The sequence below is a fragment of the Streptomyces sp. NPDC104581 genome (assembly GCF_055583685.1).
In genome coordinates, this window is record NZ_JBVJNN010000074.1 from 1 (window position 1) to 13,762 (window position 13,762).

Annotated in this window: 8 protein-coding genes; 6 read left to right on the top strand and 2 right to left on the bottom strand. The window is 72.4% G+C overall.

All coding sequences use genetic code 11. The annotated features are described in order from the left end of the window. Positions 1-88: 88 nt before the first annotated feature. Positions 89-1,282, bottom strand: a complete 1,194-nt coding sequence (locus tag ACZ61E_RS31920) for an ADP-ribosylglycohydrolase family protein (RefSeq protein WP_469703844.1) — start codon at positions 1,280-1,282, stop codon at positions 89-91. Between the two features lie 668 nt (positions 1,283-1,950). Beyond that, entirely contained in the window at positions 1,951-3,072 is a 1,122-nt protein-coding gene (locus tag ACZ61E_RS31925; RefSeq protein ID WP_469703846.1) for an ADP-ribosylglycohydrolase family protein, read from the bottom strand. A gap of 237 nt (positions 3,073-3,309) precedes the next feature. Here ACZ61E_RS31925 and ACZ61E_RS31930 point away from each other — a divergent pair, with 237 nt between their 5' ends. The 6 genes from ACZ61E_RS31930 (at position 3,310) to ACZ61E_RS31955 (ending at position 13,623) form a co-directional block, all read left to right on the top strand. Further along, positions 3,310-4,029, top strand: coding sequence for a VIT1/CCC1 transporter family protein (locus ACZ61E_RS31930; RefSeq protein WP_469703853.1), 720 nt, complete (start codon positions 3,310-3,312; stop codon positions 4,027-4,029). Positions 4,030-4,573: 544 nt separating this feature from the next. Then, a complete protein-coding gene (gene gltB / locus ACZ61E_RS31935) occupies positions 4,574-9,142 on the top strand; it encodes a glutamate synthase large subunit (protein WP_469703847.1) in 4,569 nt (1,522 codons plus the stop codon). Further along, positions 9,135-10,595, top strand: coding sequence for a glutamate synthase subunit beta (locus tag ACZ61E_RS31940; RefSeq protein WP_469703848.1), 1,461 nt, complete (start codon positions 9,135-9,137; stop codon positions 10,593-10,595). Before gltB ends, ACZ61E_RS31940 begins: the two co-directional genes overlap by 8 nt. A gap of 187 nt (positions 10,596-10,782) precedes the next feature. Continuing rightward, positions 10,783-11,529 carry a VWA domain-containing protein gene (locus ACZ61E_RS31945; RefSeq protein WP_469703850.1) on the top strand — a complete coding sequence of 249 codons (747 nt, stop codon included), beginning with the start codon at positions 10,783-10,785 and terminating at the stop codon, positions 11,527-11,529. 245 nt (positions 11,530-11,774) lie between these two features. Beyond that, a complete protein-coding gene (locus ACZ61E_RS31950) occupies positions 11,775-11,978 on the top strand; it encodes a cold-shock protein (RefSeq protein ID WP_003969786.1) in 204 nt (67 codons plus the stop codon). Positions 11,979-12,072: 94 nt separating this feature from the next. Beyond that, positions 12,073-13,623, top strand: coding sequence for a DEAD/DEAH box helicase (locus tag ACZ61E_RS31955; protein WP_469703851.1), 1,551 nt, complete (start codon positions 12,073-12,075; stop codon positions 13,621-13,623). Positions 13,624-13,762 lie beyond the last annotated feature (139 nt).

Below are 13,762 nucleotides of genomic sequence, written 5' to 3' on the forward strand. Positions count from 1 at the left end.
TCGTACCGGGCGTACTCGGCCGAGTCCGGCAACGCGGCGAGGTGCCGTACCAGGCGCCGCGGGCCAGGCGGGATTTGTCAGACACGGCCTAGCGGCAGTTGTGCGTGACGGGCGGGTCCGGTGGGTCCGCCGCTTCGGCCGTGTCGGGTGCCTCGGGTGGGGAGAGCGTCCGTGCCAACAGCCCGGCGAGTTCGACCAGGTCCGTACCCGCGAGGCGGGGCAGCGCGCAGCCCGCCAGGGTGCGGCAGGCGTCGCGCCAGGTCGGGGGCACGGCGGCGCCCCCGCCGAGCGCGCCGGTCAGCGCGCCGGCGAGCGCCGGGGCGGAGTCCGCGACCCGGGAGAGGCACGCGGCGGCGGGTACGGCGGCGGCGACGTTCCCGCCGGACGCGACGGTCAGGGCGAGGGCGACCGGGACCGTTTCGGCGGCGGCGATGCCGTAGCTGTAGACGTGGTCGACGATCTGATGCTCCAGCAGTGGGACGAGCCCGAAAGCGCCGGCGGGCTCGTGGGCGAAGTCCCGGGCCAGTTCGACCGCGTGGCGCGCGTTGCGGCCGATCTCCGTGCGGTGGGGGAGTTGTTCGAGCGCGGCGTCGACGGCCGTCGCGGCGTCGGCACCGCCGAGCGCAGACGCGACGGCGGCGGCCATCGCGCGGGCGCCGTGCACTCCGTCGCCGTCCTGTGTGTAGCGGGCGTCGAACTCGGCGAGTTCGGCGGCGGCGGCCGGCCGTCCCGGGTGAACGGCCGCCAGCACCACGGCCCGTACACAGGCCGCGTCGTCGAAGTAGTGCGGGTTGTCGTGGCCGGTCGCGGGCGGGCACAGACCGGTGGCGAGATTGCCGAGCCCGGCGCGTACGGAGATCCGGGCGCGGAGCGGCAGTACGGCCGACTCGACCTCGGGCGCCCGGTCCGCGGCGGCGGCGATCTCGCCGGCGAGGGTGTTCCAGGCGAGGTCGACGGCGGCGCGCATGCGCCGGTCGGCGGAGAGGCCGGAGAGGCCGGGGAAGCCGGGGGCGCCGGTCACGCGATCACCGAACGCGGCGAGCACGGTCTCGGCGGCGAAGACGGCCCACTCGGCGTCGTCGGAGGGTCCGAGCCGCAGCGGCTCGGGCGGCTGGTTGAGGGCGATGGGGACGGGGAGGGTGGTGGTCGCGTTCTGCTCGGCGAAGGTGTCGAGCTCGCGGGTGAGACGGCGGGTCCACTCGGGCATCCGCGCGGCACGGTGCCGCGCGGCGGGCCACCCGGCGGCGTCACCGGCGGCGAGCCCGAGCAGCAGCCCTTCCACCCGGTGGCGCGGGAGGCCCCTGTGGGGCGCGCGCCGGGAGCGCGGGGCGAGGTGTTCGCACCGGTGGGCGTCACCGACGGCCGCCCCGCGCCCGCCGACGACCGGCCCACGCCCGCCGACGGGCGGGTCGTCAATCGCCGGACGGGCCGGGTCCCGGGCGCCGGCGGGCCGGTCTCCGAGTGCGGGTCCGGCTGGTGTACGGCCGGTCGCCGGCCCGGCCACAGGCGCCGGCCGGGGCGGAGGCCCGCCCGTGGCCGTCTCGCCACGGAGCACCGGAGGGGCCGGAAGCCGGGTGGCAGTGGATTCGCCGTGAAGTGCCGGGGCGGTCGAACTCCGCGCGGCCGTCGCCCCCTCCTCCCGTGCCGGACGGGCACGGTCCCGGGCGCCGGCGGGCCGGTCTCCGAGTGCGGGTCCGGCTGGTGTACGGCCGGTCGCCGGCCCGGCCACAGGCGCCGGCCGGGGCGGAGGCCCACCCGTGGCCGTCTCACCACGGAGCACCGGAGGCGCTGGAAACGGGGCGGCAGTGGATTCGCCGTGAAGTGCCGGGGCCGTCGAACTCCGCGCGGCCGTCGCCCCCTCCTCCCGTGCCGGACGGGCCGGCGGCCCGTCCGGAGGCGCGGGCGTCGCGGGTGTCGTGCTCGTTCCCTCCCGCATCGGCAGGCGCCCGCTCATCGTGCCGCCGGAGTGTCGTCGTCCGGTGTCAGCAGGTCCGCGATGTCCAGGACGTGGTAGCCGCGCATCGACGGCAGGCAGCTGCCCCGTACCGGTCCGATCGCCGAGGCCCACTCCTCGGGGACGGCGCCCGAGCCCGACACCGCTCCCGCCAGCGCGCCCGCGACCGCCGCCGTGGTGTCGGCGTCGCGGCCCATGTTCACGGCCGTCAGGACCGACGTACGGAAGTCCCCCCGCGCCGCCGCGAACGCGCCGAACGCCAGGCCCACCGCCTCCGGCGCCAGGTCCGTCCACGGGTAGCCGCCGATGACGACGGCCGAGCGGACCGCCCGTTCCCTCGTCAGCGTGTCGGGGTACTCACGGCCGGCCGCGACCACCGCGCGGCGCAGAGAGCGCGCCGTCCAGGAGTCCATCGGGATCACGGAGAGCGCGGCGGCGACCACGGATGCGGGCCCCGCGCCCGTCATGGCGGCGGCGACCCCGGCCGCGACCGCCCGGCCGCCGTAGATGCCCTCGCCCTCGTGGCTGACGGTCCCGTCGACCGCGACGAGTCTGGCCGCCTCCGCCGGGCGGCCCGCCGCGAAGACGCCGAACGGCGCCGCCCGCATCGCGAGCCCGTCGCTCCAGGCGTGCCGGTGCTGGGCCGTGATCGGGGCGGCGAGGCCCCTGCGCAGGTTCTCCAGGGTGCCGCGCTCGCTGAACCCCGCTCCCCGGAAGGGCCCCTCGTCGAGGTCGGCCAGCCAGTGGTGCCAGGCGTTCTCGACATGGGTGACGGTCAGCGCCGAACCGTGTCTGGCCAGCAGGAGCCCGGAGAAGATCGCGTACTCGGTGTCGTCGGTGCCCGCCGGGTCGTCGGTGACGAAACCCTCGATACGGCCCCAGCGGCGGCGGATCTCGGAGGGGCGCATGTTCTCGGCGGGGGCGCCGAGCGCGTCGCCGACGGCGAGGCCGAGCAGCGCGCCGCGTGCCCGCGCCCGCAGCGTGGCGACGTCGGCATCGAGGCTGAGCGCGACGTCGGGTTCGGCACCGAGGTCATCGGGGTCATCGGGGTCGAGGGTCGGAACCGCGTCCGGACCGAGGTCCGGACCGACGCCGGGTCCGCAGGCAGTCAACTCCATCGCGGGGCCTTTCGCACGCATCGGGCCCAGTCGCGGCCCTCGGTTCCTCCCATACGTGCCACGCCGCGCCTCGCGGGAGTCGGGTGAGCGCCGCTGTCACCCGGCTGGTGCCCCGGTAAGCATGGCCTTCCGTGCTGGCGAGGGCCTTGTTTCGTGCGTAGTTTCGAAGCCGTGGCGGGGTGTCCCGTCACCGGACGACAGCGGGACCAGCGCGGGAAGGGGACAGCCGTGTCCGTCATGGACAACGAGGCGCCGCTCCACGGATCACACCGTGACAATCACACGCACCGTGATGTGAACGGCGGCTGGCTGCGTCCCGCGGTGTTCGGCGCGATGGACGGACTCGTCTCGAACCTCGCCCTGATGACCGGTGTGGCGGGCGGCGCCGTCGACCGGCAGACGATCGTGATCACCGGGCTCGCGGGCCTGGCGGCCGGCGCCTTCTCGATGGCGGCGGGGGAGTACACCTCCGTGGCGTCCCAGCGCGAGCTGGTCCAGGCCGAGCTGGAGGTGGAACGGCGCGAGCTGCGCAAGTTCCCCAAGGACGAGATGGCGGAGCTGGCCGATCTGTACGTGTCACGCGGCGTCGCCCCGGATCTGGCGCGCGAGGTCGCGGCGCAGCTCTCGAAGGACCCCGAACAGGCGCTGGAGATCCACGCACGCGAGGAGCTGGGGGTCGACCCGGACGGCCTGCCGTCGCCCACGGTCGCCGCGGTGTCCTCCTTCGGCTCCTTCGCGCTCGGCGCCCTGCTGCCCGTCCTGCCGTATCTGCTGGGCGCGACGGTCCTGTGGCCCGCCGTGCTCGTGGCACTGCTCGGCCTCTTCGCCTGCGGCGCGCTGGTGGCCCGGGTGACCGCGCGCACGTGGTGGTACAGCGGTCTGCGCCAGCTGCTCCTGGGTGGTACGGCGGCGGCCCTCACGTACGGACTGGGCACGATCTTCGGCGCGACGGTCTGACGCGTCAGGCCCACGATCCGTCCGGCGCGGTACGTCCGGTCCCGCCGACCCCGACCACGGCCCCGGCGCACGCCTCGGCCCCGGCCCGGACCCCGGCGCACGCCCCTGTCTCCCGGCCCCCGCACCCCGCGCGCCCCGGACGGCCCGTCACGGCGTACGACATATTGCGCGGTCGGGGCGGCGGCGTCACTGTGGTGACGAACATCCCTCTTCCGTCTCCCGGCGGTTCCCCCACACGGGTGGGACACTATGCATGGCGTCACATATCCAGCCGTTACCCGGTTGTTTCGAACGCTTGAACTCCGGGCATGACCCGTAGGCGCTGCGGGCAAAGAAGCCCGCTCCGCCGTGGTCCGGTGTCCGGCGGTCCGTCGCCTTTGATCACCTCAGACCCACTTCGCCGCCACGAGCGGCGTCCACATGCTGGAATCAGCTTTCCGCTTCCTGAGCAGCCGACCCATCATGTAACCTGCACGAAATTTTGCCCAGGGCCAACGTCGTCCCTCGGTTCATCGCAAACGCCACGACGACGACGGGAGAGCCGATGCGTTTCGACGCCTGGTCGCCCATGGATGGCCGCCCCGCTGCGCAGGGCATGTATGACCCCCGTAACGAGCACGACGCCTGTGGCGTCGGGTTCGTGGCCACCCTGACCGGTGTGCCCGGCCACGAGATGGTCGAGCAGGCGCTGACCGTACTGCGCAATCTCGAACACCGCGGCGCCACCGGCTCCGAGCCCGACTCGGGTGACGGCGCGGGCATCCTGCTCCAGATCCCGGACGCGTTCCTGCGCGAGGTCGCCGGTTTCGAGCTGCCCGAGTCCGGTTCGTACGCCGTCGGCATCGCCTTCCTGCCCGCCGGGAACCCGGACGAGGCCGTCTCACGGATCGAGACGATCGCCGCCGAGGAAGGCGTCGACGTCCTCGGCTGGCGCGAGGTACCGGTTGCCCCCCAGATGCTCGGTGCCATCGCCCGCTCCACGATGCCGGTCTTCCGCCAGCTCTTCGTCGCCGCCGGTACCCGCTCGGGCATCGCCCTCGACCGCAAGGCGTTCGTCCTGCGCAAGCGCGCCGAGCGCGAGGCCGGCGTCTACTTCCCCTCGCTCTCCGCCCGGACGATCGTCTACAAGGGCATGCTGACCACCGGCCAGCTGGAGCCCTTCTTCCCCGACCTCTCCGACCGCCGCTTCGCCACCGCCGTCGCCCTGGTCCACTCGCGCTTCTCCACCAACACCTTCCCGAGCTGGCCGCTCGCCCACCCGTACCGTTTCGTCGCGCACAACGGCGAGATCAACACGGTCAAGGGCAACCGCAACTGGATGAGGGCCCGCGAGTCCCAGCTGGTCTCCGACGTGTTCGGTGACGACCCCCGGACACTGGAGCGGACCTTCCCGGTCTGCACCCCCGACGCCTCCGACTCGGCGTCCTTCGACGAGGTCCTGGAACTGCTCCACCTCGGCGGCCGGTCGCTGCCGCACTCCGTACTGATGATGGTCCCCGAGGCGTGGGAGAACCACGACTCCATGGACCCCGCCCGGCGCGCCTTCTACCAGTACCACTCCACGATGATGGAGCCCTGGGACGGCCCCGCCTGCGTCACCTTCACCGACGGCGTCCAGGTCGGCGCGGTCCTCGACCGCAACGGACTGCGCCCCGGCCGCTACTGGGTCACCGACGACGGCCTCGTCGTCCTCTCCTCCGAGGTCGGCGTCCTCGACATCGACCCCGCCAAGGTCGTCCGCAAGGGCCGCCTCCAGCCCGGCCGGATGTTCCTCGTCGACACCGCCGAGCACCGCATCATCGAGGACGACGAGATCAAGGCGGGCCTCGCCGCCGAGAACCCGTACCAGGAGTGGCTGGAAGCCGGCGAGATCGAGCTGGAGGACCTGCCCGAGCGCGAGCACATCGTGCACACGCACGCCTCCGTCACCCGCCGCCAGCAGACCTTCGGCTACACCGAGGAGGAGCTGCGGATCATCCTCGCCCCGATGGCCCGCACCGGCGGCGAACCGCTCGGCTCCATGGGCACCGACAGCCCGATCGCCGCGCTCTCCGCACGCCCCCGGCTGCTGTTCGACTACTTCACCCAGCTGTTCGCGCAGGTCACCAACCCGCCGCTGGACGCCATCCGCGAGGAGCTCGTCACCTCGCTGCGCTCCTCCCTCGGCCCCCAGGGCAACCTCCTGGAGCCGACCGCCGCGTCCTGCCGCAGCGTCACGCTGCCCTTCCCGGTGATCGACAACGACGAGCTGGCCAAGCTCATACACGTCAACGCCGACGGCGACATGCCCGGTATGACCGCCGCCACCCTCTCCGGCCTCTACCGCGTCAGCGGCGGCGGCCAGGCCCTCGCCGCCCGGATCGAGGAGGTCTGCGCCGAGACCGACGCCGCGCTCGAAGGCGGCGCGCGCCTCATCGTGCTCTCCGACCGGCACTCCGACGCCGAGCACGCGCCCATCCCGTCGCTGCTGCTCACCGCCGCCGTGCACCACCACCTCATCCGCACCAAGCAGCGCACCCAGGTGGGACTGCTGGTCGAGGCCGGCGACGTACGCGAGGTGCACCACGTCGCGCTGCTCATCGGCTACGGCGCCGCCGCCGTCAACCCGTACCTCGCGATGGAGTCCGTGGAGGACCTCGTCCGCGCGGGCACCTTCATCGAGGGACTGGAGCCCGAGCACGCCCTGCGCAACCTGATCCACGCGCTCGGCAAGGGCGTCCTGAAGGTCATGTCCAAGATGGGCATCTCCACCGTCGCCTCCTACCGGGGCGCGCAGGTCTTCGAGGCCGTCGGTCTCGACGACGCCTTCGTGGCGGAGTACTTCAGCGGTACGGCCACCAAGATCGGCGGCGCCGGTCTCGACGTCGTCGCCCAGGAGGTCGCCGCCCGCCACGCCAAGGCGTACCCGGCATCCGGCATCTCCGCGTCGCACCGCGCGCTGGACATCGGCGGCGAGTACCAGTGGCGCCGCGAGGGGGAGCCGCACCTCTTCGACCCGGACACCGTCTTCCGCCTCCAGCACGCCACCCGCAACCGCCGCTACGACATCTTCAAGCAGTACACGGACCGGGTGAACGAACAGTCCGAGCGCCTCATGACGCTGCGCGGACTCTTCAACTTCGACTCCGGCCGCGAGCCGGTCGCCCTGGACGAGGTCGAGCCCGCCTCCGAGATCGTCAAGCGCTTCTCCACCGGCGCCATGTCCTACGGCTCCATCTCCAAGGAGGCGCACGAGACCCTCGCCATCGCGATGAACCGCCTCGGCGGCAAGTCCAACACCGGCGAGGGCGGTGAGGACGCCGACCGGCTGCACGACCCCGAGCGCCGCTCCTCCATCAAGCAGGTCGCCTCCGGCCGCTTCGGCGTCACCAGCGAGTACCTGGTCAACGCCGACGACATCCAGATCAAGATGGCGCAGGGCGCCAAGCCCGGCGAGGGCGGCCAGCTCCCCGGCCACAAGGTCTACCCGTGGGTCGCCAAGACCCGGCACTCCACGCCCGGCGTCGGCCTCATCTCGCCGCCGCCGCACCACGACATCTACTCCATCGAAGACCTCGCCCAGCTCATCCACGACCTGAAGAACGCCAACCCGGCCGCCCGCATCCACGTGAAGCTGGTCTCCGAGGTCGGCGTCGGCACGGTCGCCGCCGGTGTCTCCAAGGCGCACGCCGACGTCGTCCTGATCTCGGGCCACGACGGCGGTACGGGCGCGTCCCCGCTCACCTCGCTCAAGCACGCGGGCGGCCCCTGGGAGCTGGGTCTCGCCGAGACCCAGCAGACCCTGCTGCTCAACGGGCTGCGCGACCGCATCGTCGTGCAGACCGACGGCCAGCTCAAGACCGGCAGGGACGTCGTCGTCGCCGCGCTCCTCGGCGCCGAGGAGTTCGGCTTCGCCACCGCCCCGCTCGTCGTCTCCGGCTGCGTCATGATGCGCGTCTGCCACCTCGACACCTGCCCGGTGGGCATCGCCACCCAGAACCCCGTGCTGCGCGAGCGCTTTTCCGGCAAGGCCGAGTACGTCGTCAACTTCTTCGAGTTCATCGCCGAGGAAGTCCGTGAGATCCTGGCCGAGCTGGGCTTCCGCACCCTTGAGGAGGCCGTCGGCCACGCCGAACTGCTGGACACCGAGCGGGCCGTGAACCACTGGAAGGCGCAGGGTCTGGACCTCCAGCCGCTGTTCCACGTGCCGGACCTGCCCGACGGCGCCGTACGCCACCGGATCGTCGAGCAGGACCACGGCCTCGCCAAGGCGCTCGACAACCAGCTGATCAAGCTCGCCGCCGACGCGCTCGGCGCGGAGAGCGCCGAGGCCGCCCAGCCGGTCCGCGCGCAGATCGCGATCCGCAACATCAACCGCACCGTCGGCACCATGCTCGGGCACGAGGTGACCAAGAGGTTCGGCGGCGCGGGCCTGCCCGACGACACCGTCGACATCACCTTCACCGGCTCGGCGGGCCAGTCCTTCGGTGCCTTCCTGCCCCGCGGCGTCACGCTGCGCCTGGAGGGCGACGCCAACGACTACGTCGGCAAGGGCCTCTCCGGCGGCCGGGTCGTCGTCCGCCCCGACCGGGGCGCCGACCACCTCGCCGAGTACTCGACCATCGCGGGCAACACCATCGCCTACGGCGCGACCGGCGGCGAGCTGTTCCTGCGCGGACGCACCGGCGAACGCTTCTGCGTCCGCAACTCCGGTGCCACGGTGGTCTCCGAGGGCGTCGGCGACCACGGCTGCGAGTACATGACCGGCGGGCACGCCGTCGTACTCGGCGAGACGGGGCGCAACTTCGCGGCCGGCATGTCCGGCGGGATCGCCTACGTCATCGACCTCGACGCGGACAACGTCAACGCCGGCAACCTCGGCGCTGTCGAGACCGACCTCACCGACACCGACAAGGAGTGGCTGCACGACGTCGTGCGCCGTCACCACGAGGAGACCGGCTCCACCGTCGCCGAGAAGCTGCTGACCGACTGGGACACCTCGGTGACCCGCTTCAGCAAGATCATTCCTTCCACCTACAAGGCAGTGCTCGCCGCCAAGGACGCCGCTGAGCTCGCCGGTCTCTCCGAGCAGGAGACCACCGAGAAGATGATGGAGGCGGCGACCAATGGCTGACCCCAAGGGCTTCCTGACCACCGGGCGCGAGACGGCCGAGTCCCGCCCCGTGGAGGAGCGCAAGAAGGACTGGAACGAGGTCTACGTTCCGGGCTCGCTGCTCCCGATCATCAGCAAGCAGGCCGGACGCTGCATGGACTGCGGCATCCCCTTCTGCCACAACGGCTGTCCGCTCGGCAATCTCATCCCCGAGTGGAACGACTACGCGTACCGCGAGGACTGGACGGCGGCGAGCGAACGCCTGCACGCCACCAACAACTTCCCCGAGTTCACCGGCCGGCTCTGCCCCGCGCCGTGCGAGTCCGCGTGCGTGCTGGCCATCAACCAGCCCGCCGTGACGATCAAGAACGTCGAGGTCTCCATCATCGACAAGGCGTGGGACAACGGTGACGTCGTCCCACGGCCCCCGGAGCGGCTCTCCGGCAAGACCGTCGCCGTCATCGGCTCCGGCCCCGCGGGACTGGCCGCCGCCCAGCAGCTCACCCGGGCCGGCCACACGGTCGCCGTGTACGAGCGCGCCGACCGCATCGGCGGCCTGCTGCGCTACGGCATCCCCGAGTTCAAGATGGAGAAGTCCCACATCAACCGCCGTATCGAGCAGATGCGCGCGGAGGGCACCAAGTTCCGTACGGAGACGGAGATCGGCCGCGACGTCGACGCGGCGAAGCTCCGCAGGCGCCACGACGCCGTGGTCATCGCGGCCGGCGCCACCGTCTCGCGCGATCTGCCGGTGCCCGGCCGCGACCTCAAGGGCATCCACTTCGCGATGGAGTACCTGCCGCTGGCCAACAAGGTGCAGGAGGGCGACCTGACGGTCTCCCCGATCACCGCCGAGGGCAAGCACGTCGTGGTCATCGGCGGCGGCGACACCGGCGCGGACTGTGTCGGTACGGCGCACCGCCAGGGCGCGGCGTCCGTCACCCAGCTGGAGATCATGCCCCGGCCGGGCGAGGACCGGACCCCGAACCAGCCGTGGCCGACGTTCCCGATGCTCTACAAGGTCACCTCCGCGCACGAGGAGGGCGGCGAGCGGGTCTACTCCGTCTCCACCACCCACTTCGAGGGCGACGAGGACGGCAACGTGCGCTCGCTGCACCTCACCGAGGTCGAGTTCACCGACGGCCGCCCCGTGCCGAAGGCGGGCACCGAGCGGACGATCCCCGCCGAGCTGGTCACCCTCGCGATGGGCTTCACCGGCACCGACCGGGAGAACGGCCTCGTCGACCAGTTCGGACTCGAACTGGACGAGCGGGGCAACATCGCACGGGACGCCGAGTACGCGACCAATGTCGACGGCGTGTACGTTGCCGGGGACGCGGGCCGCGGCCAGTCCCTGATCGTGTGGGCCATCGCCGAGGGCCGCTCGGCGGCGCGCGGCGTCGACCGCTATCTGACCGGGGCGAGCGATCTGCACGCCCCGATCCGCCCGACGGACCGTTCGCTCACGGTCTGACGGCCGATTGACGTCCCGTACAACGGCGTACGGGCGGTGACGGCCCGGGGGACGTCCCCTGGACCCTCCGCAAGACACGGCGCCCGCCAGTCCCCGACCGGACACCGGCGGGCGCCGTGACATGTGTTTCCGGTGCTGTGTAACCTCGACGCACCCCCCGCGCACCGCCGAGTGAACGGCAGCACGCATGACCACAGCGTCCTCCGCGGGAGGCCCCGCGATCAGCCTCGTCAAGATCGAGGAGACCGCTCCCGCGCTCCTCGGGCACTACCGGGCGGCGGGCGTGTCACTGCGCAAGCACGGGATGAGCGGTCAGCGCGCGGCCGTCTACCTCGTCCTCGACTACTCGGGGTCGATGCGCGAGTACTACCGGGACGGCGGCATGCAGGCATTCGCCGACCGGGTCCTCGGTCTCTCGGCGAACCTCGACGACGACGGCGTCGTCCCCGTCGTGTTCTTCTCCACGGACGTCGACTGCGAGACGGACATCTCACTCGCGGACCACCGGGGCCGTATCGACCGGATCGTGGCCGGACTCGGGCACATGGGCAAGACCAGCTACCACCTCGCCATGGACGCGGTGATCGACCACTATCTGGACAGCGGGTCCACGGCGCCCGCCCTGGTGGTCTTCCAGACCGACGGCGGGCCCGTCAACCGGCTCGCCGCCGAGCGGTATCTCTGCAAGGCGGCCGAACTCCCGCTGTTCTGGCAGTTCGTGGGCTTCGGCAACAAGCGAAGTTCGCAGTTCGACTTCCTCCGGAAACTCGACGAGTTGCCCGTCCCGCAGAAGCGGTCCGTGGACAACGCGGGCTTCTTCCACGCCGGCCCCGACCCGCGAGAGGTGCCGGACGACGTGCTGTACGACCGGCTCGTCGCGGAATTCCCGCTGTGGCTCGCGGCGGCCCGCGCGCGGGGCATCGTGCCGGGCTGAACCGCCGTGACCGGCCACGACACCCGTCCGAGGGGTTCCGGCGCGTCGGATCCGCGCCGGCGCCGGGGGCGTGCTAGGCTACATGCGTTGCAGTTTTGGTACCCATGAACTTTATGTGCGCCTGACGGGAATGTTCCTCAGGCGCATTTTAATGTTTTCGCCGGCTTCTCCGGATGGGGCTCAATGCGGCGACGAGGAATCCGTGAAGTGCGGATTCGTCTCTGCACCTGTTTTAGGAGAATGACATGGCTACTGGAACCGTGAAGTGGTTCAACTCGGAAAAGGGCTTCGGCTTCATCGAGCAGGACGGCGGCGGCGCCGACGTCTTCGCCCACTACTCCAACATCGCCACCTCGGGCTTCCGTGAGCTCCAGGAGGGCCAGAAGGTCTCGTTCGACGTCACGCAGGGCCAGAAGGGCCCGCAGGCGGAGAACATCGTCCCGGCCTAGTTTCCGGACGCGTACCTCGCAGCCGGGGCCCGCACCTGCACGGTGCGGGTCCCGGCTTGTGCTGTCCACAGGTCCAGGAAGGCGCATCAACCGTATGACTCGCTCCGAACGCCCGGCCCGCGCTCCCCGCCCGGCCGGCAAGCGCCCGGCCAACTCCCGTGCCAAGGGCCCCGCGAAGGGCTCGGCGAAGGCGCCGGCCCGCCGTGCCGCCCGCCCGCAGGAGTTCACGCTGCCGGAAACCATCACCCCCGCGCTGCCCGCCGTCGAGGCGTTCGACGAGCTCGACATGCCCGCGGGCCTGCTCAAGACCCTCAACTCCCTCGGTGTGACCGAGCCCTTCCCGATCCAGGGCGCCACCCTGCCGAACTCCCTGGCGGGCCGCGACATCCTCGGCCGGGGCCGCACCGGATCCGGCAAGACCCTCGCCTTCGGCCTCGCGATGCTCGCCCGTCTCGCCGGCCGCCGCGCCGAGCCGCGCGCCCCGTACGCGATGGTGCTGGTGCCCACGCGCGAGCTGGCCCAGCAGGTCACGGACGCGCTCACCCCGTACGCCACCGCGGTGAACCTGCGCGTGGCCACCGTCGTCGGCGGCCTGTCGATCAGCAAGCAGGCCGCGCAGCTGCGCCGCGGCGCCGAAGTGCTCGTGGCGACGCCCGGACGGCTCAAGGATCTCATCGAGCGCGGCGACTGCCGACTCGACCAGGTCACCGTCACGGTCCTCGACGAGGCCGACCAGATGGCCGACATGGGGTTCATGCCGCAGGTCACCGCCCTCCTCGAACAGGTGAAGCCGGACGGGCAGCGGATGCTCTTCTCCGCGACGCTGGACAAGAACATCGACCGGCTCGTACGGCGGTACCTGACCGATCCCGTCGTCCACTCCGTCGACCCCTCCCAGGGCGCGGTCACGACGATGGAGCACCACGTCCTGTACGTCATGGACGAGACCGACAAGAAGGCCGTCACGATGCGCATCGCGGCGCGCGAGGGCCGGGTGCTGCTGTTCCTGGACACCAAGCGGGCCGTGGACCGGCTGGTCAAGCGGCTGCTGGCCAGCGGCGTACGGGCCTCGGGCCTGCACGGCGGGCGGTCCCAGCCGCAGCGCAACCGCACGCTCGACCAGTTCAAGACCGGCCTGGTCACCGTGCTCGTCGCGACCAACGTCGCGGCTCGCGGCATCCATGTCGACGACCTCGACCTGGTCGTCAACGTCGACCCGCCCGTCGACCACAAGGACTACCTGCACCGCGGCGGACGCACGGCGCGCGCGGGTGAGTCCGGCAGCGTCGTGACGCTCGTCCTGCCCGAGCAGAAGAGGGACATGACGCGGCTGATGTCGGACGCGGGCATCGCGCCCCGCTCCGCCAGCGTCAAGTCGACCGACGAGGAACTGTCCCGGCTCACCGGCGCGCGGGAGCCCTCCGGGGTCGCGGTCACCATCGAGGTGCCGCAGCAGCCCGCCGAGCGGAAGCCGCAGAAGGCGCGCGCGTCCCGGCCGGCCCGGCGCGGCGGCGGCCCGGGTTCGGGCGGAGGCGGCGGGGCCAGGCTCGGCGCGCCCGGCGGGTCCGGACGCGGCGGGCGGGGCGGCCGTCGTGGCCGCCCGCCGGAGCGCGGCACCGACGGCGGGCGCCGTACGGCCGCGTAGGCCTTGGCCCCGAAGGGGCGCCCCGCGTTGCCGGGTCGAGCGGTACCGGGGGGGGGGGGGGGGGGGGGGGGGGGGGGGGGGGGGGGGGGGGGGGGGGGGGGGGGGGGGGGGGGGGGGGGGGGGGGGGGGGGGGGGGGGG

Excerpts from the sequence above, each read along its gene's own strand:
- ACZ61E_RS31925 (WP_469703846.1), bottom strand. The coding sequence starts at position 3,072 with ATGGAGTTGACTGCCTGCGGACCCGGCGTCGGTCCGGACCTCGGTCCG.
- ACZ61E_RS31930 (WP_469703853.1), top strand. The coding sequence starts at position 3,310 with ATGGACAACGAGGCGCCGCTCCACGGATCACACCGTGACAATCACACG.
- gltB (WP_469703847.1), top strand. The coding sequence starts at position 4,574 with ATGCGTTTCGACGCCTGGTCGCCCATGGATGGCCGCCCCGCTGCGCAG.
- ACZ61E_RS31940 (WP_469703848.1), top strand. The coding sequence starts at position 9,135 with ATGGCTGACCCCAAGGGCTTCCTGACCACCGGGCGCGAGACGGCCGAG.
- ACZ61E_RS31945 (WP_469703850.1), top strand. The coding sequence starts at position 10,783 with ATGACCACAGCGTCCTCCGCGGGAGGCCCCGCGATCAGCCTCGTCAAG.
- ACZ61E_RS31950 (WP_003969786.1), top strand. The coding sequence starts at position 11,775 with ATGGCTACTGGAACCGTGAAGTGGTTCAACTCGGAAAAGGGCTTCGGC.
- ACZ61E_RS31955 (WP_469703851.1), top strand. The coding sequence starts at position 12,073 with ATGACTCGCTCCGAACGCCCGGCCCGCGCTCCCCGCCCGGCCGGCAAG.